We start from the raw sequence: 19,645 nt of genomic DNA, 5'->3' as shown, positions 1-19,645 counted from the left end.
CGCGCCCCAGCCCGGCCGCGCCCCCGCCGGATGGTGGTCAGCCCACCGTCACCTCGGCCGCCGATGGTGGCCCGCCCACCACCGACGGGCTGACCAGGGGCCCCGGTTAGGGTTCCCCCATGGGGACGTGGAAGGCGCCGAGCGCCATTGAGCGAGAGCTGTACGAAGCCAAGACCAGGAACGACTGGCCCGCCTACTTCGACACCCTCGCCCGCTCCTGGCTCTTCACCCCGCAGTCCCGCGCGTACCAGGACTCCCACCCCAACCTCGTGCGGCTCCAACCCGTCCACTTCCCGCAGATCCGCGGCACCGCCCATGTCGTCCACACCGCCGGCATGCTCCCCGTGCCCACTGCCGACCCGGTCTTCGAGAAGGTGAGCCTCGACTGGATGGCCGAGCGGTTCGGCTCCGGCAGCCCCGCCTACCTGGCCGTCAATCCCGGCACCCCCTGCGAGGCCTTCCTGCCGGCCTCGCCCGCCGACCGGGCCGTGTGGAAGTACCACTGGGACCGCAACACCGAGTACGGCCTGCCGCAGAACACGGTGCACGCCCTGCACGTCGGCGGCCCACTGCACGGACCCGTCGCCTTCGGACTCGCCTGCGGCGCACACCTGGCCGTGCGCAACGGGGTCTTCTGGAACGCCCTCGCCTACCACGGCGAGGGGTACACGGCCCAACGCGAGAGCCTCCGCGACTCCTGGGGCGTCACCACCCGCGAGGAGTGGCTGCGCAGCACCGAGCGGCTGCTGGCCGCGGACATGGTGAGCGCGGTGTGGGAGTTCACGCTCAGGATCCGCTCGGCCCTCGCCAAGGAATTCGCGGGACCGGTGGACATCGAGCACTGGCGCCACACCACCGAGGCCACCCTGCGGGCCAATGCCGAACGGGCCGCGGAGCCCCGCATCACCCCCGAGGGCGTCACCGTCGCCCGGCCCCGGTCCACCGCCGAGATCGAAGGGGAGATCGCGGGGGTGCAGCGGGTCATCGGCCGCATCACCCGCTACGAGCAGCGCTTCCGCGCCGACGGGATCCTCGGCGAGGACCGGTTCGTCCGGTCCGTGGAGGCCTGGGACTACGGACGGGCCTCGCAGATGGCCCGCTGGGGCCTCGGCGCGCGCTTCGGCACCATCGAGGAGGCCGAGGACGCCGTCATACGCGCCGGCCGCGTCTGCCGGCTCTCGTACCGGTCCTGGGAGGACCTCTCGGCGGGTTTCATCCTGGGCCGCTGCCTGCAGTTCGACGAGGAGGAGTACGGGCACTGGTACACGGACATGGCCGCCACCCACCGGGCACTGATGTCCGACCCGGGCAGCCCCTGGGTCAACCTGCCCTGGAACTGAGCGACTTGCCCTAGTCCGCGCGGCCGCGGAGGAACCGGTCCGAGGGCTCGCAGGCCCCAACTATCCTCGCCGCCATGACGATTGCGTTGAACGACACGGTGCGCAGGCTGCTCGACGCCCCGCACCCGGCGGTCCTGTCCACGCTCAACCCCGACGGCAGCCCGCAGAGTTCGGTGGTCTGGGTGTCCCGGGACGGCGGCGACCTGCTGGTCTCCACGGAGCAGGGGCGCCGCAAGGAGCGCAACATCGTGCGGGACGGGCGGGTCGGGCTGACCGTCTTCGACACCGCCAATCCTTACGTGTACGTGGAGATCCGCGGCACCGCCACCGTCACCGAGGACAAGGACCGTGCGGTCGCCGTCCGCATCGCGGAGGAGTACCTGGGTCCGGGCGGCGGCAAGGAGTACGCGGAGGCTCCGGGCGAGAACCTGAGGGTCGTCGTCCGCATCACCCCGACCAAGGTCCTCGGCAACGCCGCGAAGGCGGGCTGAGGGCTTCCGGGGCTACGGCAGGGCGGGACCGACCGCCAGCCAGGCGTCGACGTCCGCCCGCAGCGGGTCGTCGGCCGCCAGGTGGGGGCGGACCAGCGTCATCCAGGGCAGCAGGCCCTTGATCCGCCTCAGCCGCCCGGCCCCTCCCCGGGGGAGCACCCGCCAGTCCCGGGCCTGCGTCCGCGCCTGCTCGGGGGTCAGGCCCAGCAGGGCCAGCAGCTCGCGGCACAGCTCGGCCGGGTCACCGCCGCGGCCGGGCCCGAACTCCCGGATCATGTAGCCCCGTACGGAGGCCAGTCCGGCCGCGCGTGCCAGCGCGTCCGGATACTCCACCCGGCCGATCGCGGCCAGGGCCACCCTCCCCCAGCGCAGTCGCACCGCTTCGGGCAGGTCCTCGTCGTGCATCCCGTTCACGGCGAGTGCCCGCAGCGGCTCCGGATGCGGCTCCTCACACAGCGGCGGATCGTCGGCCAGCCAGGCTTCCAGGTCCGCCAGGGTGTGCCCGGCGGGCGGTACGCAGGTGAGCACCTGCCCGTCCGCCAGCAGGGCGACCATGGGGCCGGTGAGGTGGACCCGCGCCGCGTGCGGGGGGTCGACCTGCTCGCGGGGGCCGCCCCACGCCTCGATCCGGGTCAAGCGCAGGCGCATGCCGCCCGCGGCATAGACCTGTCCGGGGCGGGCGACCCCGCCGATGACACGGACGATGCACACCCCGCCCGAGACGTCCGCCTCCTCGACCTCGTACACCTGCAACTCGGCGATGGCCACCCCGCCCCCTACGCGTCGGACGCCGTGAGGCGCTCCAGCAGGGGCGCGGCCCAGTCCGGTAGGGCCGCCGCGTCCGGCCGGCGCGGGCGGGGGTCGGCCGTGATGCCGATGCCGCCCGCCGGGTCCCCGTAGACGTGGCGCCCCGACCAGTCCAGCCAGTGGCGGACGAAGAGGTTCGCGCTCCACACCAGGGCGAGGGCGCCGCGCTGCGCCGGGGCCTCGTACCAGTAGCTGGTGAGCACCACGGCGCGGGAGACCGCCTCGTCCGTGTCCGCCGGGCGGGAATCGGCGGTGAGGCCGGCCGCCAGGACCGAGGCCGCGAAGCGGTTGTCCGCCAGCAGACCGCCGCTGTCCCGGACGACCGCGTCCAGGAGCTCGGCGGGGAGGGTCAGGGCAGCCTCCTCCAGCTCCGCCAACAGCACGGGCAGGGCAGGATCGGCGGCCGTCTCCAGGCCGGGCACCACCCGCAGGGCGGCCGGCAGCCGGTCGTCCGCCGTCCGGGCGGCCAGGACGTGCAGGTAGGCCAGCGCGCGCAGGGTCTGCCACCGGCAGAGCGTGTCCAGCAGCGCGATCCGCGACGCGCGGAAGGCGAGCCGCACCGGCCAGTGCGCGGCCCGGACCGCGTCCCCGAGCGCTCGCAGCTCCGCGGGCACGGGGGCGGGGAAGACCAGGCGCTGGCCGCGGTCGTAACCAGGCTTCGTACGGTAGCCCGGCCACGCCGTTCCAGGGTCCTCGCTACTCATTCAACTCTTCCGGTTTCGGGGTTCGCCACTTCGCCGCATCCTTCCCGTCCCTCGGAGTGATGTAGTTGGAGAGGTCCGACTCGTCGATGTGGTAGGCGTGGATCATATGGTCCTGGCGGATGATCGCCACCGGCCGCGACGGGTCGAGGCTGCGATCGATGATGATCCGCGCCCCCGACTGTGCGTCGACGTAGTTGGCCGGCCCCTGCAGATGGCTCCTCAGGTACTTGTCCAGTTTGGCCTCGTCGCCGCCGATACCCTCCAGGTAGTGGTTCGACTTGCCGCTCTCCGCCTCGTTGAGCTGGTGGTCCACACCCTGCGCCGCCCGGGTGCTGTCCGAGTACGGCGCCAGGCCGAAGGGGTCGCACCACTGGTGCGGGTTGGCGACGTACGCCGACGGGTTGGGCGAGGGTTCGAGGCCCATCGGGTCCGGGCTCAGATAGCGCGCGGTCTCGGGGTCGTAGGTGCGGAAGTAGTTGTGGTGCAGCCCCGATTCGGGGTCGAAGTACTGGCCCGGGAACCGCAGCGGGGTGTAGGCGGTGGCGTCCCGGTGCCAAGCGGTGGCCCCCCACAGGGTGGACCGGCTGCGCCAGGCCACTGCGCCCCGCTCGTCGACGAGCTCGGTGGGCGCCCCGACCAGGTCGGTGACGATGGCGTAGAAGCGTTCGTCGACCACCTCCTGGTCGGCCGTCAGGATCCGCTCGGTCTGCGCGAGGGGCTGGAGGCCCTGGAGGTCCCAGGTGACGGCGATCCCGTGGTCGGTGTCCGCCGAGGTCGTGGTCTGCTCGCACAGCACGTTCCCGTCCCAGGTGAAGACCGTCCGCTCGGCCACCTGCGCCCCGTCGGCCGTCAGCCGCTCCTTGGCCGTGCGCCGGCCCAGTGCGTCGTACGCGTACCGCCAGCGCGTCCCGTCCGGGGTGGTGACGGCCGTGATGCGGTCCTCGGCGTCCCATTCGTAGCGCCAGGTGTCGGGCCCCCGCGAGAGGCGGGTCTTCTGCCGCAGCACGACCCGCCCGAGGGCGTCGTGCTCGTGGCGGACGCGGCCCGCGGTGAGCAGCCGGGTGCCCTCGTAGACGCGGGGTCCGGTGGCCTCCTGGCCGCCGGGGTGGGACGCCGGCCAGGACGCCGAGGTCTGGTTGCCCGCCTCGTCGTAGGCGTAGCGCTCGGTCCAGTCCTCGGCGTGCACCGCCGTCACCCGGCCGCGCTGGTCGAGGTCGAAGGTGCGCGGCCCGGCCAGCAGGTCGTCGATGCCGGTCAGCGCCCCGTCGGCCCGGTAGGTGTATCCGCGGCGCTGCAGGACGCGCCGGTCGTGTCCGGTCACCTGCCGGCCGGTCAGCCGGCCGGCCCCGTCCCACCGGCTGTCGAGGGTGACCCCGTCCCCGTAGGCGCGGGTGAGCTCCCGGCCCGCCGCATCCCAGGTGAAGGCGATCCGGCGGCCGGACGTGGTCAGGGCGTCCCCGCGGCCGGCGGCGTCGTACGACCACTCGGCGGCGGCTCCCGACGGGGTGGTCCGGCGGATGCGGCGCCCCGCGCCGTCGTACCCGTACGCGAGCGTGCGGCCGTCCACCGTCTCCTGGAGCAGCCGGCCCGCGCGGTCCCGCAGCCGCGTCAGCGTGCAGCCCGCGCGCTCCGCGGAGGCGAGCTGGTCGAAGACGTCGTACTCGTACGTCGTCACCTCGCCCGCGGCGTCCTTGCGCAGGACCTGGCCCAGGGCGTTGCGCTCGTAGGCGGTCCGCTGCCCGAGGGCGTCGGTACGGGCGGCCAGCCGGCCCGCCGGGTCGTAGGCGTAGCGGAGGCTGCGGCCGTCGAAGTCCTTCTCCTCGATCAGCCGGCCCGCCGGGTCGTAGACGTACTCCCAGGTCAGGCCCTGCGGGTTGCGCACCGCGGTCAACTGCAGCCCGGCGTCGTACGTGTACGCGTGGCGGGAGCCGTCCGCGTCGGTGCGCGCGGCGACGAGGTCGAAGTGGGTGTACTCGAAGCGCACCACCGCCCCGGCCGCGTCCTCGACGGTCAGGCAGTTCCCCTCGCCGTCGTAGGTCCAGGAGCGCCGGCCGCCGTCCGGGGTGCTCCGGTGCAACGGTTTGCCCTCGACCGACCACTGCGTGCGGGTCACCGCGCCGAGCGGGTCGGTGACGGCCGTGGGACGCCCGAAGCCGTCGCGCTCGTACGTCGTGACGGCGCCGAGCCGGTCGGTGACGGCGAGCGGCAGCCCGGCCGGGTCCGTGCGGATCCGGGTGACCGCGCCGAGCGGGTCGGTGATGGCGGTGAGGTGGCCGCGCTCGTCGTAGGTGAAGCGGGTGACGGTGCGGTCGGGCCGGGTGACCGAGGTGCGGTTGCCGCGCTCGTCGAACGTCTGCCGCACGACCGTGCCGTCCGGGGCGACCACCTTCACCGGGCGGCCGAGCTCGTTGTACTCCGCCCGCGCCTCGCGGCCGTCGGGGCGGACCACCGAGACCAGCCGGCCCGCCTCGTCGTAGCTGCTGCGGGTGGTGTGGCCGAGCGGGTCGGTGACCGCGATCCGCCGGCCCCGGCGGTCGTACTGGTAGCGGGTGACCGCGCCGAGCGGATCGGTCTCGGCGACGACCCGGTACCGGTCGTCGACCAGGTAGCGGCGGGTGTGGCCGGCGGCGGTGGTCATCCGGGTCACCCGGTGGCCGGTCTGCGGGTCCACCTCGTCGTAGCCGAAGGTGAGGGCGATGTGGCCCGCCTCGCCGGCCTCGGCGATGCAGCGGTCGAGGTCGTCGTAGGCGTACTCGTACCGGCGGTCGTTGGTGTCGGTCCAGGAGGTGATGCGGGCGCGGTCGTCGTAGGTGAGGCGCAGCGGCAGGCCGGAGGAGTTGGTGACCTCGGTCAGGTTCCCGCCGGTGTAGCCGTACGCGAGGATGCGCGGCCCGCCCGCCAGGTGCAGGCCGGTGATGCGGCCGTCGGCGGTGTCGAAGCGCAGGCGGTGGCCGCCGGAGTGGGTGATGCCCAGCGGGGTGCCCTGCGCGTCGTACTCGAACTCGATCCGGTTGCCGTTGCGGTCCGCCAGCTGGACGATCGGCGCGAGGCCGTCCTGCGCGCCGTCGACCGGAGGGGCGAACCTGCGGACGTGCCCGGTCTCCGGGTCCGTCAGGGTCCAGTCGCCGTCCGGGGCGCGCTCCAGCGGCCACTGCGGGCCCGTCGCCGCCGTCGGCAGGACCGGCACGCCCGGCGCCGGATGCGGATAGCCGACGACGAGGCCGTCCTCCGTGACCAGGACGACCCCCTCGGCGTCGACCTCCAGGTGCTGGTCGGCGGTGGACGCCCAGGTGGGGCCGAACCAGCGGCCCGCCGTGTAGCCGGACTCCGCGCGGCGCGTGAAGGCCAGCGGGAGCACGCCGGGCAGGACCACGTCCGTCTGCGGCAGGTACATCCGCCCGGTGGCGAGGTCGACGGGGTCCGTGCCCTCGCTGGGCTTGTCCGGGTCCGGCCGCTCGCCGTGGTGCGGGCCGTGCTCGTCCAGCCCCTTGCGCCCCGGACCCTTGACGTCGTCCAGGTCGTCCAGGTGCTTGGCGGCCGAGCCGACCTTCTTCAGCGAACCCAGGCCCTTGGACCCGATCAGCTCCGGCAGCATCTTGCCGATGCCCTCGGAGGGGTCCTTCATGAACTCGTCGAGCATCTGCTTGCCCGCGCCCCACGGATCGTTGGCCATCGTGACCAGGCCGGCGGCCGTGGAGTTGAGGCTCGTCAGGTACTCGGCGGGGTGGGTCAGGTTGTACGGGTCGGTGGGGTTGAGCGCGCGGGCGAAGTCGACCAGGCCGGCCGTGCCCTTGACGACCCCGCCCGCCAGGTGCGTCCGGGCGAGGTCCAGGTAGTCCAGGCCGTCCCCGAGCTGTTCCGCGTACGAGGGCTTGGGCGGGGCGTTGTCGCGGGCCGCGCGGACCGCCGCGGCGGCGGTCTCGGCCACCTCGTTGCGCTGCGTGCGGGCGTTGTCGAGCTTGTCCTGGGCCGCCTTGGCCATGGACGTGCCGGGATCGTGGAACTCGCCGGGCTTCGGCGGCAGCGTGTCCTTCTTCGCCTTCACCGCGTCTTCGTAGGCCTCGGCCTGCTTGGTGTGGGCGTCGCGGGCGTCCTGGGAGGCCTTCTTCGCCTTGTTGTAGTCCTCCAGGGCCTCCTTCGCCTTGCCCTGCGCCCACTCCACCGTGTCGGCGAACCGGTTCATCGCGTCGGCGGCCTTGCCGAAGGCCTCCGCCGCCTTGAACCAGCGCGGCGGCTCCTTGGCGGCCGCCTCGCGGAACGCGTCCGCCGACTTGCCCTTCAACCCGTCCGGCTCCGCCAGGGACTTGAGGCCGTTGCCGACCAGCGTGAACGACACCTCGAAGTCGCTCAGGTGCGACACCTGGGCGCGGATCTTGGAGACGCTGCCGTAGACCAGCTTCTTCGGATCCTCGGTCTGGCCGAGCTCCAGCTCGGACACGTCGGCGCCGAGCTGGTTCGCGGCCGACCGGGACTTGTCGCGGATCCAGTCGCCCGCCTCGTCCAGCCCGACCTCCTCGGCGAGGTCGGCGGCCTTGTCCCCGCCCCACTCGACGAAGTCGCCGACCTTCTCCGCGCCGTCCTCGACGACGTCCTCGACCGAGTCCGGTACGAAATCCCGCCAGCCCATCAGCCGCTCCCCCCGTCAGCCTGGTCCAGCAGGTCCTTCAACGAGCCGATCTTCCCCGTCGAGGTCACCGTGTCCTTCGTGTCCGACCAGGTCTGCTTGACGTCCTGCGCGCTCTTCTCGAAGGACTCGGCGCTGTAGTCCGGCTTGTAGACGTCGGCGCTGAAGATGTCGCCCCAGGACTTCTTCTCGATCTCGTCCTCACCGGCGTGCGGATTGCCGTACGCCGCGTTCACCGCCACCTTGAACGCACCCTGGACGTACTGGTCCTCCTCCCACATCGTCCCGGCGGCGATGCCGAGATTGCCGGCGAGGGTGGAGGCGTTCTGGATCAGGCTGCGCACGCCCCACTCCCAGCGCTCGCAGAAGTCCTCGAAGTCCTTCGACAACGCGCCGTGCCCGGTCTCCATCGCCGTCATCGACAGGTTCTCGAACCCCGCCCCCTGCGAGGCCCCGGCCGCATCCCCCGACTCCCGCAGCTCCGAAATCGCCGCCCGCAGACCCTTCTGGATCGCGGCCACCGCCTGGGGGGAGACCTCCAGGTCCCCGTCGCCCGCCATCAGGCGGCATCCGTACGGTCGACCGCACACGCGTCGGGGACGATGCCGACGACCGGCGGGAACAGCATCGAGCCGTCCTCGTCGGCCACGTTGACGGCGACGCCCGCCGGGCCGTCCACCATCGGAACGACCGCGTCGACGAGGCGGGCGCCGAGGACGGACAGGTACTCCCACTCCTGGTGGGCGGCCCCGCGCGCCTCGGCGAACCGGGCGAGGGCCTGCTCGTCCGTGAACGCGTACAGCCAGCGGATACCGCCCTCGACGGCCGACATCAGGCCGCCCTCGGCCCCGTCCGCCAGCGGAGCGAGCAGCAATGCCCGCCGGAACTCCCCCACCAGGCGGGCCGGGTTGCCCCTGCCGTGCCGGTACGCGGCGATTTCTTCCGCCAGTTGCATGGTCTGCATCCCCTTTCGGCGTGCTCCCGCTCCCAGGGGAAACGGTACTCAGGCCCCCGGCGGTTCCTCCAGAACGAGCCGGATCTCGGTGACCTCGTGCCGGCGCGGTCGAAGGCCGCGGCCATCGGGGTGTTGACGGTGTCCGTGGTCGCCGTGATCCGCTGCGCGCCCTGCCCCGCGTGGAAGCGGGTGATCTCGGCCAGGATCTCGTCGATCAGGCCCTGGCCGCGCTGTTCCGGTACGACGCCCAGGTAGCCGACATTGCGGTTATAGGGGGTCGCGGACGGAAGGGCCATGCCCGCGAGGGTGCCGTCCGGGAGCTCCGCCAGCCGCCACCAGGAGCGTTCGCCGGGGCAGTCCCGGTAGAAGGCGAAGTCCTCGCGAGCCAGTTGTCCGGCGTCCATCGCGCGGAGCTCGTTCTGGGTGGCCACGTCCAGACTGCCGTGCGACAGGCGGACGAAGGCGTCGAGGAACTCCTCGTCCGTGCCCTCCCGGAAGACCAGCCGCGCGGTGGGGTCGGCGGTCCCGGCGGACGGGGTCCACTCGTAGCGCAGCCGCTCGATCTCACGGGTCAGGCCCGTCCGGTACGCCGCTTCCCGCCGCCAGTCCACGGCCGCGACCAGATCGGGGCCGGTGCGCCAACCGCCGGGCAGGGAGAGGTTGTAGAGCGGCCGGTTCCCGAAGGCCGCATGTCCGGCGGCCAGCAGTCCGGCGGCGACGGCGGCCGGGTCGGGCACGTGGGCCCGTACCTGGAGGCAGTCGAGCGCGAGGGGCCGCTCGCTGTCCGCGCGCCCCCACCACAGGACCCGGGCCAGCACCTCGCCTGCCTCGTCCTCGGCGAACCAGATCCATTCGGGCCGGAACCGGTGCGCGGAGAGCTCCTCCCGGATCCGGTCGGCGCAGAGGGCGGCGACGGGGCCGTCGGCCGGGTAGGCGGCGGCGCGGTCGAGGTCGGCGGGGTCTGCGGTGGCAGCACGGAATCTCATCCGGACATGATCATCGACCGGTCGCCGACATGCCGATGGCCGGCCTCCCCGGGGGGAAGGCCGGCCATCGGACTGCCGTCACGACCAGGTGATCAGGCGGCGGGGGTGCTCCAGGACCGCCGCGATGTCGGCCAGGAAGCGGGAGCCGAGCTCGCCGTCGATGAGGCGGTGGTCGAAGGACAGCGCCAGGGTGGTGACCTGGCGCGGCTTCACCTTGCCCTTGTGGACCCATGGCTGGAGCTTGATCGCGCCGACCGCGAGGATCGCGGACTCGCCGGGGTTCAGGATGGGCGTACCGGTGTCGACGCCGAAGACGCCGACGTTGGTGATGGTGATGGTGCCGTTCTGCATGTCGGCCGGGGAGGTCTTGCCGTCGCGGGCCGTGGCGACCAGGTCGGACAGGGCCTCGGAGAGCTCCGGCAGCGTCTTGGCGTGGGCGTCCTTGATGTTCGGGACGATCAGGCCGCGCGGAGTGGCCGCCGCAATGCCCAGGTTGACGTAGTGCTTGAGCACGATCTCCTGGGCCGCCTCGTCCCAGGACGCGTTGACGTCGGGGTTGCGGCGGATGGCGACCAGGACCGCCTTGGCGATGAGCAACAGCGGGTTGATCCGCAGCCCCGCCAGGTCCGGGTCGGCCTTGAGCTCCTGCACCAGCTTCATGGTGCGCGTCACGTCGAGGGTGATGAACTCGGTGACGTGCGGGGCGGTGAAGGCGGAGCCGACCATGGCCTGCGCGGTGACCTTGCGGACGCCCTTGACCGGGATACGGGTCTCCCGCGCGCCCGGGACCACGGCGGCCGGGGCCTGCGGTGCCTGGACCGCCTGCGGCGCCTGGGCGGCCGGAGCCGCCGCGGCGGCCGCGGGCCCGGCCTGCGGAGCGAGCGCGGCCGCCGCAGCGGCGTGCACGTCCTCCCGGGTCACGACCCCGCCGTCGCCGGTGGGCACCACGGAGGCCAGGTCGATGCCGAGGTCCTTGGCCAGCTTGCGCACCGGCGGCTTCGCCAGCGGCCGCTCGGCTCCGGCCACCGCGTGCCCGTTGCCGTTCAGCCCCGCGGCCGGGGCCGGCGTGGGCTGGGCGGGGACCGCGGGGGCCGGGGCGGTGCCGTTCTGGGCGGGGGCGCCCGGCACGGCCTTGCGCGGGCGGCGCTTGGTGGAGGCCTGGGAGACCCCGTAGCCCACCAGCACGGGCTGGCGCCCCTCGGCGGCCGGCTCGGCGGTCTCGGCGGCGGCCGGAGCCTGGGCGGCGGCCGGGGCGGCCGCGGCCGCCTCGGCCCCGGCAGTCTCCGTACCGGCGGCGCCGCCCTCGGTCTGCACCGAGATGATGACCTGGCCGACGTCGACGGTGGTGCCCTCCTCGAAGAGGAGCGCGTGCACGGTGCCGTCGAACGGGATCGGCAGCTCCACGGCCGCCTTCGCCGTCTCGACCTCGCAGACGACCTGCCCGTCGGTGACCGTGTCACCCGGCTGGACGTACCACTTGAGGATCTCGGCCTCGGTGAGGCCCTCGCCCACGTCGGGCATCTTGAATTCGCGGATCGTCACGGGAACGCTCTCCTCAGTACGCAAGCGAGCGGTCGACGGCGTCGAGCACCCTGTCCAGGCCCGGCAGGTACTCGTCCTCCAGGCGGGCCGGCGGGTACGGGGCGTGGAAGCCTCCGACACGCAGCACCGGCGCCTCCAGGTGGTAGAAGCACCGCTCCGTGATGCGGGCGGCGATCTCCGAGCCCACGCCCAGGAACACCGGCGCCTCGTGGACGACGACGAGCCGGCGGGTCTTCTCCACCGACGCCTGCAGCCCGTCGAAGTCGATCGGGGACATCGAGCGCAGGTCCACGACCTCCACCGACTTGCCCTCCTCGGCCGCCGCGGCCGCCGCCTCCAGGCAGACCTTCACCATCGGGCCGTACGCCGCCAGGGTCAGGTCCGTGCCCTCCCGCGCCACCCGCGACGCGTGCAGGGCGTCCGGGATCGCGTCGGTGTCGACCTCGCCCTTGTCCCAGTAGCGCCGCTTCGGCTCGAAGAAGATCACCGGGTCGTCGCTGAGGATCGCCTGCTGGAGCATCCAGTACGCGTCCGAGGCGTTCGACGGAGAGACCACCTTCAGGCCCGCGACGTGCGCGAACAGGGCCTCCGGGGACTCCGAGTGGTGCTCGACCGCGCCGATGCCGCCCGCGTACGGGATGCGCACGACGACCGGCAGCTTGATCTTGCCCAGGGCCCGCGCGTGCATCTTCGCGAGCTGCGTGACGATCTGGTCGTACGCGGGGAAGACGAACCCGTCGAACTGGATCTCCACGACCGGCCGGTACCCGCGCAGGGCCAGGCCGATCGCCGTGCCGACGATGCCGGACTCCGCGAGCGGGGTGTCGATGACCCGCTCCTCGCCGAAGTCCTTCTGCAGGCCGTCGGTGATCCGGAAGACACCGCCCAGCTTGCCGACGTCCTCACCCATGATCAGGACCTTGGGGTCCGTCTCCAGGGCCTTGCGCAGCGACTCGTTGAGCGCCTTGGCGATCGACATCTTTTCGACAGCCATCAGTGACCCTCCTCGAAGGACGCGAGGTAGGCGGCGAACTGGGCGCGCTCCTCGTCGACGAGCGCGTGCCCGTCCGCGTAGACGTTCTCGAAGATCGCCATGGTGTCGGGGTCCGGCATGGCGCGCACGACCTCGCGCACCCGCTTGCCCAGGGCCTCGCTCTCCGCCTCCAGCTCCGCGAAGAACGCCTCGTCGGCGCCGCCGCTCGCCAGCAGGTGGGTCTTCAGGCGCAGGATCGGGTCCTTCGCCTCCCAGGCCTGCGTCTCCTCGTCCCGCCGGTACTTCGTCGGGTCGTCGGAGGTGGTGTGGGCGCCCATGCGGTAGGTGAACGCCTCGACCAGGGTCGGGCCCTCGCCGCGGCGCGCCCGCTCCAGCGCCCAGCGGGTGACCGCGAGGCAGGCCAGTACGTCGTTGCCGTCGACGCGGACGCCCGGGAAGCCGAAGCCCTGGGCGCGCTGGTAGAGCGGCACGCGCATCTGGCGCTCGGTCGGCTCGGAGATCGCCCACTGGTTGTTCTGGCAGAAGAACACCACGGGGGAGTTGTAGACGGCCGAGAAGGTGAACGCCTCGGCCACGTCGCCCTGGCTGGACGCGCCGTCGCCGAAGTAGGCGATGACCGCGGAGTCCGCGCCGTCCTTGGCCACACCCATCGCGTAACCGGTCGCGTGCAGCGTCTGCGAGCCGATGACGATCGTGTACAGGTGGAAGTTGTTGGTGTTCGGGTCCCAGCCGCCGTGGTTCACGCCGCGGAACATGCCGAGCAGGTTCGTCGGGTCGACGCCGCGGCACCAGGCCACACCGTGCTCGCGGTAGGTCGGGAAGACGTAGTCGTCGTCGCGCAGGGCCCGGCCGGAGCCGATCTGAGCGGCCTCCTGCCCGAGCAGCGAGGCCCACAGGCCCAGCTCGCCCTGGCGCTGGAGGGCGGTCGCCTCGCCGTCGAAACGGCGGGTCAGGACCATGTCGCGGTAGAGCCCGCGCAGGTCCTCGGTGGTGATGTCCTCGACGAAGGACAGGAACTCTGCGTTTTCAGGATGATCAGCGGCGCTGAGCCGTTCCCCTTCGGGCGTCAGCAGCTGTACGAGCTGGGGCTCGGTGTTCTGCGCGGTGGCAGCGGCGGTCTTGCGGGCGCTCGCCGCGCCTGCCGCCCGCTTGGTGCCGCTGCTGCGTCGCGGCTTGCGCGCGGCAGTGCTCTCCACGGTCACGTGTGCTCCTCCGTCGGTCCGGCTCCCGGGTTCTCCGGGGTCCAGTGCGGCTCACCTGATCCGTACCCGCACACGGGGTGGGTGCGCGTCGCAGTACGGGATCCAGGCGTGACAGGTGCCCCGGCAAGTGCCCTGCGCAATGCACGTTACCCAGTGCGCCGCATAACTGCGAAACCCCATTTGACCTGCGTTTTTGCTTGGATTTCCAAGTAAATCCGCCGGGCTGGGAACAAGCACTGGTCACAGCCTTGCAGGGGGCCGGAACAACGGCACGTTATCCCGGGTAACCGCGGCAGGGAAGGGGTGAATGTGTGAAACTGAGTTCGTGCGCGAAGACGGAAAAATCAAGGTATTCCTCCTGGACGACCATGAAGTGGTACGACGCGGCGTGTATGAGCTCTTGTCGGTCGAAGAGGACATCGAGATCGTCGGCGAGGCCGGTACGGCAACGGAAGCCCTGGTCCGCATTCCCGCCGCCCGCCCCGACGTGGCCGTCCTCGACGTGCGCCTTCCCGACGGCAGTGGCGTGGAGGTCTGCCGCGAGGTCCGCTCGCAGGACGACTCCGTCAAATGCCTGATGCTGACCTCGTTCTCCGACGACGAGGCCCTCTTCGACGCGATCATGGCCGGCGCCTCGGGCTACGTGCTCAAGGCGATCCGCGGCAACGAGCTGCTCAGCGCCGTACGGGACGTCGCGGCCGGCAAGTCCCTGCTGGACCCGGTCGCCACCGCGCGGGTGCTGGAGCGGCTGCGCGACGGCAGCGGCGGCAGGGGCGACGACCGGCTCTCCCACCTCACCGAGCAGGAGCGCAGGATCCTCGACCTGATCGGCGAGGGCCTGACGAACCGGGTCATCGGTGAGCGGCTGCACCTGGCCGAGAAGACCATCAAGAACTACGTCTCCAGCCTGCTGTCCAAGCTGGGCATGGAGCGCCGCTCGCAGGCAGCCGCCTACGTGGCCCGCCTCCAGGCGGAGCGGCGCGCCTGACCCCGGGCGCGCCCCGGGGTCATTCCGAGTCCCCCTGACCCTGGTTCGGCGGCTCTACCGGGGGCGAGTGGCTCTTCGAGGGCGACGGCGCCGACTTCGACGGCGACGGGCTCGACTTCGAGGCCGAGGGCGAAGGGCTGTTCGACAGCGACGGCGAAGGGGTGGGGCTCGGCGAGAACCGGCTGTAGGACGGCGACGGCGAGTAGTCCTCGGTGGAGCGCGGCGAGTTCGACTTCTCCTGCGACGGCGTGCTCTGCGGACTCGCCGAGGTGTTGCCCTGGCCGCTGGAGGAACTCTGCACCGCGGGCGGATTGTTGTCGTTCTTCTCCTTGTGGCCCACCGAGTTGACGGCGTACGCCACGCCGGCCGCGACGGCCAGGACCGCGAGGACCGCGAACAGCCACAGCTTCCAGCGGCTTCCGCCGCGGTCCTCGTAGCCGTCGTAGCCGTCGTAGCCGCCCTGGCCCCCGCCTTGGGCGAGACCGCGGGTGTCGTACTGGCCGCCGCCGGGGAAGGCCGAGCCGTCGTCCGGGTTCAGCGGCGGCACCATCGGCTGCTGGAACTGCGAGGTCGACGCGTGCGCCGCGTACTGCTGCCGGCCGCCGCCCGGGCCCGCCGGCATGGCCGTGGTGGGTGCGCCGCCGCGGCCGTGCGGCAGGGCCATGGTGACCGGGCCGGTGTTCCAGGTGCCGGTGTTGGCCCCCTGGTCGTGCAGCATCTGGAGCGCGTACTGGACCAGCCCGCGCATCTCCTCGGCGCTCTGGAACCGGTCGTCCGGGTCCTTGGCCAGGGAGCGCATGACCAGTCCGTCGAGCTCCTGCGGGATGTGGTGGCCCTCCGGCAGCTGCGAGGGCGGGACCGGCGCGTCCTGCACGTGCTGGTAGACCACCGACAGCGGGGTCTCTCCCGTGAAGGGGGGCCGCAGCGCCAGCAGTTCGTACAGCAGGCAGCCGGTCGCGTACAGGTCGGAGCGGTGGTCGACGGCCTTGCCGAGCGCCTGCTCGGGCGAGAGGTACTGCGGGGTGCCCATGACCATGCCGGTCTGGGTCATCGTCGACTGCGCGCCGTGCAGGGCGCGCGCGATGCCGAAGTCCATCACCTTCACCGCGCCGGCGTCGGTGATGATGACGTTCGCGGGCTTGATGTCCCGGTGCACGATGCCGTGCTGGTGGGAGTACGCGAGTGCTTCGAGCACGCCCGAGACGATGATCAGCGCCTGCTCGGGTCCCGGGGCCTCCGCGCTCATCAGCAGGTCGCGGATGGTGCGGCCCTCGACCAGCTCCATGACGATGTACGGGACCGTGCTGGGGCCGACCTTGTCCTCACCGGAGTCGTAGACGGCGACGACGGCGTGGTGGTTGAGCCCGGCGACCGACTGGGCCTCACGCGTGAAGCGGGCCTTGGAGACCGGGTCCTCGGCGAGGTCGGCGCGCAGCAGCTTCACCGCGACGGTCCGCCCCAGGCGGACGTCCTCGGCGGCGAACACCTCGGCCATGCCGCCGCGGCCCAGCCGGTGGGTGAGCCGGTAGCGGCCGTCGCCCACCAGGCCGCCGGCTCCCCAATGCTCAGGACCCTCGGCCGTCCCGGCGCCGTTTCCCTCGGGTTCGGGTGCCATCAGTCCTCGCCGTCGTCTCTCTCGGCCGCCGCTCAGCGGTAGGTCCTTTTCGTGTGCTCCGATGCACGCTACAGCCTCGGAACAGGTCGCCGTTCGGACATTGGCGTGCGGTGGCCGTGTGGTCACGAAGCGGGCACCCGGCTTGACGTGTGCTTGCCCTCCGGCAGACTGGGCGCGACATGCGCTCAGCCAGACGCGTAGGGACACATCCCGAGGGGAAGCAACAGTCATGAGCCAGGACGGCACTCAGGGCCAGTACGCGGGCGGCTCTCTGGCCGGTGGCCGTTACCAGCTAAGGGACTTGCTCGGCGCCGGCGGTATGGCGTCGGTCTACTTGGCGTACGACTCGGCGCTCGACCGCCAGGTCGCCATCAAGACCCTGCACAGCGAACTCGGGCGGGAACAGTCCTTCCGTGAGCGGTTCCGCCGTGAGGCGCAGGCTGTTGCGAAACTGTCGCACACGAACATCGTCTCGGTATTCGATACGGGTGAGGGCGAGGTCACCTTCGCGTCCGGGGCGAAAGACGCCGCGGTGATGCCGTACATCGTGATGGAGTACGTGGAGGGGCAGCCGCTCGGCTCCGTCCTGGAGGCCGACATCCGCCAGTACGGGGCGATGCCGGCCGACAAGGCGCTGAAGGTCACGGCCGACGTGCTCGCGGCGCTGGAGACCAGCCACGAGATGGGGCTCGTCCACCGCGACATCAAGCCCGGCAACGTGATGGTGACCAAGCGCGGCGTGGTCAAGGTGATGGACTTCGGCATCGCCCGGGCGATGCAGTCCGGGGTCACCTCCATGACCCAGACCGGCATGGTGGTCGGCACCCCGCAGTACCTCTCACCGGAACAGGCGCTGGGCCGCGGCGTCGACGCCCGCTCCGACCTGTACTCGGTCGGCATCATGCTCTTCCAGCTGCTGACCGGGCGAATCCCCTTCGACGCGGACTCGCCGCTGGCGATCGCGTACGCGCACGTCCAGGAGGAGCCGGTCGCGCCGTCCTCCATCAACCGCTCGCTCACCCCGGCGATGGACGCGCTCGTGGCCCGGGCCCTGAAGAAGAACCCGAACGAGCGCTTCCCCACCGCGGCGGCCATGCACGACGAGGTCACGCGGGTGCTGTCGGCCGGTCAGGCCGGCGCCCCGGCCATCGTGCCGGGCGCGCACACGGGCGGCAGCGGCGCGGGCGTGGGCTCGACCGTGTTCCCGCCGCTGGACTCCGGATTCCAGCCCTCGCCCCACCCGTCGGTGCAGCAGCCGTACGCGCCGACCCCGACGCCGTCCCCGTACGCGCCCACGCCGCCGCCGCAGACGCACGGTCAGGGCGGCTACGCCTACCCGCAGCAGGTGCAGCAGCAGTACGCGCCGCAGACCCCGCCGCCGTTCACCATCTCCCCGGTGGCGAACGCGGCTCCTGCGGCTGCGGGCGGCGGCAAGCGGAACACGCCGGTCGTGGTGGGCGCGGTCGCGGTGGCCGTGCTGGCGGTGGGCGGGCTGATCGCGGCCGTGGCGATGAACGGCGACGAAGACAAGGGCCGTACCGCGAGTCCCTCCACGTCGACCTCCGCCTCGGCCAAGAGCGGCTTCAAGGGCCCGGACATCTCGCGCACGATCGACCCGGCCAAGTGCAAGGACCCGTCCAAGCACTACAGCGACGCCACGAAGTACACGGCGCCGGACCTGCGCTACAAGAACCTGCTGTCGGTGAAGGAGTGCATCCAGGCCTCCGGCGGCAAGTACAAGATCGTCGAGAAGGACGAGGCCGTGTACGGCAAGGACACCGTCCTCGACCAGAACCCGCGCCCCGGAGACAAGATCGACAAGGAAGGCACGGAGTACACGCTGACCGTGTCGACCGGCAATCCGGAGTAACGCGCACCGCGCGCCCCGCACCATGCAGCACGACACACCGGCATCCCGGGCAGCCCTGATGGGCCGCCCGGGATGCCGCTTTTGCCCCACCATGTGAACCTGAGCGAAACATCTCGGTCTCCCCCTGACTCCGTCCGGGGGGCACCCCCAGGGACGGGAGGGGCTCCCCGTGTCGCAACGCCTGCGGGCACAGCGCTGGCTGGCCGGGGCCGCCCTGGCCGCCGCCGCGCTGGTGCCGACCTCCTCCTCGCTCGCCACGCCGCCCGCCCGGACCACGGCTCCCGCGCGCCCCGAGGCAGCGGCCCCGCTGGCCGCCACCGCCGTTCCCCCGCGCCCCGACCCCTCGGCCGACGTCGCCCACGAGGCCTACGGGGAGCTGGCCGGAAGCGTCGCCGGGGTCGGCCGCAGGCATCCGGGGCGGCCCGAAGCCGAGCCCGCGAACCCCGAGTCCGTGATCGTCTCCCGGCCCCTGCCGGCCCGGCCGCAGCCGCACCAGCGCCCGCACCAGCGCCCGCACCAGCGCCTGCACCAGCGCCCGCATCCTCAGACCCCGCTGCCGCGGATCGCCCCGAGCCCCCCGCAGACGGTCACCGCCCTGGGCACCGGACCCAACGAGCGGGCGGCCGACCTGGCCGCCCACCTCCTGCCGCTCGGCACCGGATTCGCCCTGATGGGGGTCGGCCTGGGCTACCTCGGGGTGCGCCTGCGCAGAGGCGCCTGACCGCAGCCGCGGCCCGTGCCCACCGGCCCGGCGGGCGCCCCGTCGCCCTTGCGACGTACGCCTCAGGATGGTTGCACTGATCGACATACTCGGTATACATACTGAGTATGTCGATCCGCCACGGCCTTCTCGCCCTGCTGGAACGGGGTCCTCGGTACGGCTCCCAACTGCGTACCGAGTTCGAATCCCGCACCGGCTCCACCTGGCCGCTCAACGTCGGGCAGGTGTACACCACCCTCGCCCGGCTCGAACGCGACGGCCTCGTCGCGCCCGACGGCGAAGACGCCGCCGGGCACACCCTCTACGCCATCACCGCCGGCGGACGCGCCGAACTGCACCAGTGGTACGAGCGCCCCGTCGACCGCACCAACCCGCCCCGGGACGAGCTGTCCATCAAGCTCGCCATGGCGGTGGGCGCGCCGGGCGTGGACATCCGCGCCGTCATCCAGGCACAGCGGCACGCCACCATCCGGGCGATGCAGGACTACACCCGGCTCAAGGCGCAGGCGCTCGCCGCGATCGAGAGCGGGCAGTCCCGCGAACGCGACGACGTGGCCTGGCTGCTGGTCCTCGAACAGCTGATCTTCCAGACCGAGGCCGAGGCGCGCTGGCTCGACCACTCCGAGGCCCGCCTCGTACGGCTCGCCCTGCAGGCCGACCGGCGAGCCGAAGCCGAACCGCCCCAGGCCACCGACACCACCGGAACCGGAACCCTCAGCGGCGCCGGCACGGACACCGGAACAGCACCGCAGCTCCGCCCCGCCCGCACGCGCCGGAGCTGACGACACCACCGTCCCAGGGGGGAC

At 72.3% G+C, this 19,645-nt stretch carries 15 protein-coding genes and 1 pseudogene; 6 read left to right on the top strand and 10 right to left on the bottom strand.

Going from position 1 to position 19,645, the window contains the following annotated elements; genetic code table 11:
• Nucleotides 1-119 precede the first annotated feature (119 nt).
• Entirely contained in the window at nucleotides 120-1,340 is a 1,221-nt protein-coding gene (locus tag AC0666_RS08000; RefSeq protein WP_468965941.1) for a DUF1266 domain-containing protein, read from the top strand.
• 74 nt (nucleotides 1,341-1,414) lie between these two features.
• A complete protein-coding gene (locus tag AC0666_RS07995; protein ID WP_468965942.1) occupies nucleotides 1,415-1,831 on the top strand; it encodes a PPOX class F420-dependent oxidoreductase in 417 nt (138 codons plus the stop codon).
• A 12-nt stretch (nucleotides 1,832-1,843) separates the two neighbouring features.
• On the opposite strand, the gene AC0666_RS07990 is transcribed toward AC0666_RS07995, so the two are convergent.
• From AC0666_RS07990 to pdhA, 9 genes and pseudogenes are all read right to left on the bottom strand, one after another.
• The gene (locus AC0666_RS07990) at nucleotides 1,844-2,599 is read right to left on the bottom strand and encodes a hypothetical protein (RefSeq protein ID WP_468965944.1); all 756 of its coding nucleotides are present in this window, start codon (nucleotides 2,597-2,599) and stop codon (nucleotides 1,844-1,846) included.
• 8 nt (nucleotides 2,600-2,607) lie between these two features.
• Complete coding sequence (locus AC0666_RS07985) at nucleotides 2,608-3,342, bottom strand: hypothetical protein (protein ID WP_468965946.1); 735 nt, start codon at nucleotides 3,340-3,342, stop codon at nucleotides 2,608-2,610.
• Nucleotides 3,335-7,969, bottom strand: a complete 4,635-nt coding sequence (locus AC0666_RS07980; protein WP_478707275.1) for a putative T7SS-secreted protein — start codon at nucleotides 7,967-7,969, stop codon at nucleotides 3,335-3,337. Before AC0666_RS07980 ends, AC0666_RS07985 begins: the two co-directional genes overlap by 8 nt.
• Entirely contained in the window at nucleotides 7,969-8,526 is a 558-nt protein-coding gene (locus tag AC0666_RS07975) for a hypothetical protein (RefSeq protein ID WP_478707274.1), read from the bottom strand. The genes AC0666_RS07980 and AC0666_RS07975 overlap by 1 nt, the downstream gene beginning before the upstream one ends.
• On the bottom strand, nucleotides 8,526-8,921 hold the full coding sequence (locus AC0666_RS07970) for an SseB family protein (RefSeq protein WP_468965956.1): 396 nt from the start codon (nucleotides 8,919-8,921) through the stop codon (nucleotides 8,526-8,528). The genes AC0666_RS07975 and AC0666_RS07970 overlap by 1 nt, the downstream gene beginning before the upstream one ends.
• 48 nt (nucleotides 8,922-8,969) lie before the next feature.
• Nucleotides 8,970-9,907, bottom strand: a pseudogene (locus tag AC0666_RS07965) (GNAT family N-acetyltransferase).
• A gap of 78 nt (nucleotides 9,908-9,985) precedes the next feature.
• Nucleotides 9,986-11,428 (bottom strand): dihydrolipoamide acetyltransferase family protein, encoded by a 1,443-nt coding sequence (locus AC0666_RS07960; protein WP_478707361.1) that lies wholly within the window; start codon nucleotides 11,426-11,428, stop codon nucleotides 9,986-9,988.
• A gap of 34 nt (nucleotides 11,429-11,462) precedes the next feature.
• A complete protein-coding gene (locus AC0666_RS07955) occupies nucleotides 11,463-12,443 on the bottom strand; it encodes an alpha-ketoacid dehydrogenase subunit beta (protein ID WP_361714689.1) in 981 nt (326 codons plus the stop codon).
• Nucleotides 12,443-13,645 carry a pyruvate dehydrogenase (acetyl-transferring) E1 component subunit alpha gene (gene pdhA / locus AC0666_RS07950; RefSeq protein ID WP_356845701.1) on the bottom strand — a complete coding sequence of 401 codons (1,203 nt, stop codon included), beginning with the start codon at nucleotides 13,643-13,645 and terminating at the stop codon, nucleotides 12,443-12,445. Before pdhA ends, AC0666_RS07955 begins: the two co-directional genes overlap by 1 nt.
• A 325-nt stretch (nucleotides 13,646-13,970) precedes the next feature.
• Here pdhA and AC0666_RS07945 point away from each other — a divergent pair, with 325 nt between their 5' ends.
• Nucleotides 13,971-14,633: a response regulator transcription factor gene (locus AC0666_RS07945; RefSeq protein WP_361714686.1), complete on the top strand. Its 663-nt coding sequence runs from the start codon at nucleotides 13,971-13,973 to the stop codon at nucleotides 14,631-14,633.
• Between the two features lie 19 nt (nucleotides 14,634-14,652).
• Here AC0666_RS07945 and AC0666_RS07940 read toward each other — a convergent pair whose 3' ends face one another.
• On the bottom strand, nucleotides 14,653-16,248 hold the full coding sequence (locus tag AC0666_RS07940; protein ID WP_468965962.1) for a protein kinase domain-containing protein: 1,596 nt from the start codon (nucleotides 16,246-16,248) through the stop codon (nucleotides 14,653-14,655).
• A gap of 229 nt (nucleotides 16,249-16,477) precedes the next feature.
• Here AC0666_RS07940 and AC0666_RS07935 point away from each other — a divergent pair, with 229 nt between their 5' ends.
• The 3 genes from AC0666_RS07935 (at nucleotide 16,478) to AC0666_RS07925 (ending at nucleotide 19,621) form a co-directional block, all read left to right on the top strand.
• Nucleotides 16,478-18,118 carry a Stk1 family PASTA domain-containing Ser/Thr kinase gene (locus AC0666_RS07935; protein WP_468583168.1) on the top strand — a complete coding sequence of 547 codons (1,641 nt, stop codon included), beginning with the start codon at nucleotides 16,478-16,480 and terminating at the stop codon, nucleotides 18,116-18,118.
• A 169-nt stretch (nucleotides 18,119-18,287) separates the two neighbouring features.
• Entirely contained in the window at nucleotides 18,288-18,839 is a 552-nt protein-coding gene (locus AC0666_RS07930; protein ID WP_478707273.1) for a hypothetical protein, read from the top strand.
• Nucleotides 18,840-18,946: 107 nt separating this feature from the next.
• Nucleotides 18,947-19,621 (top strand): PadR family transcriptional regulator, encoded by a 675-nt coding sequence (locus tag AC0666_RS07925; RefSeq protein ID WP_468583170.1) that lies wholly within the window; start codon nucleotides 18,947-18,949, stop codon nucleotides 19,619-19,621.
• Nucleotides 19,622-19,645: the final 24 nt, after the last annotated feature.

The organism is Streptomyces sp. NPDC043680 (assembly GCF_056436685.1).
This window is presented reverse-complemented; position numbering and strand designations above follow the sequence as displayed.

What these genes read in the sequence shown, in the direction of transcription:
- AC0666_RS08000 (WP_468965941.1), top strand. Translation starts at nt 120, where the DNA reads ATGGGGACGTGGAAGGCGCCGAGCGCCATTGAGCGAGAGCTGTACGAA.
- AC0666_RS07995 (WP_468965942.1), top strand. Translation starts at nt 1,415, where the DNA reads ATGACGATTGCGTTGAACGACACGGTGCGCAGGCTGCTCGACGCCCCG.
- AC0666_RS07985 (WP_468965946.1), bottom strand. Translation starts at nt 3,342, where the DNA reads ATGAGTAGCGAGGACCCTGGAACGGCGTGGCCGGGCTACCGTACGAAG.
- AC0666_RS07980 (WP_478707275.1), bottom strand. Translation starts at nt 7,969, where the DNA reads ATGGGCTGGCGGGATTTCGTACCGGACTCGGTCGAGGACGTCGTCGAG.
- AC0666_RS07975 (WP_478707274.1), bottom strand. Translation starts at nt 8,526, where the DNA reads ATGGCGGGCGACGGGGACCTGGAGGTCTCCCCCCAGGCGGTGGCCGCG.
- AC0666_RS07970 (WP_468965956.1), bottom strand. Translation starts at nt 8,921, where the DNA reads ATGCAACTGGCGGAAGAAATCGCCGCGTACCGGCACGGCAGGGGCAAC.
- AC0666_RS07960 (WP_478707361.1), bottom strand. Translation starts at nt 11,428, where the DNA reads ATGCCCGACGTGGGCGAGGGCCTCACCGAGGCCGAGATCCTCAAGTGG.
- AC0666_RS07955 (WP_361714689.1), bottom strand. Translation starts at nt 12,443, where the DNA reads ATGGCTGTCGAAAAGATGTCGATCGCCAAGGCGCTCAACGAGTCGCTG.
- AC0666_RS07940 (WP_468965962.1), bottom strand. Translation starts at nt 16,248, where the DNA reads ATGGCACCCGAACCCGAGGGAAACGGCGCCGGGACGGCCGAGGGTCCT.
- AC0666_RS07935 (WP_468583168.1), top strand. Translation starts at nt 16,478, where the DNA reads ATGAGCCAGGACGGCACTCAGGGCCAGTACGCGGGCGGCTCTCTGGCC.
- AC0666_RS07925 (WP_468583170.1), top strand. Translation starts at nt 18,947, where the DNA reads ATGTCGATCCGCCACGGCCTTCTCGCCCTGCTGGAACGGGGTCCTCGG.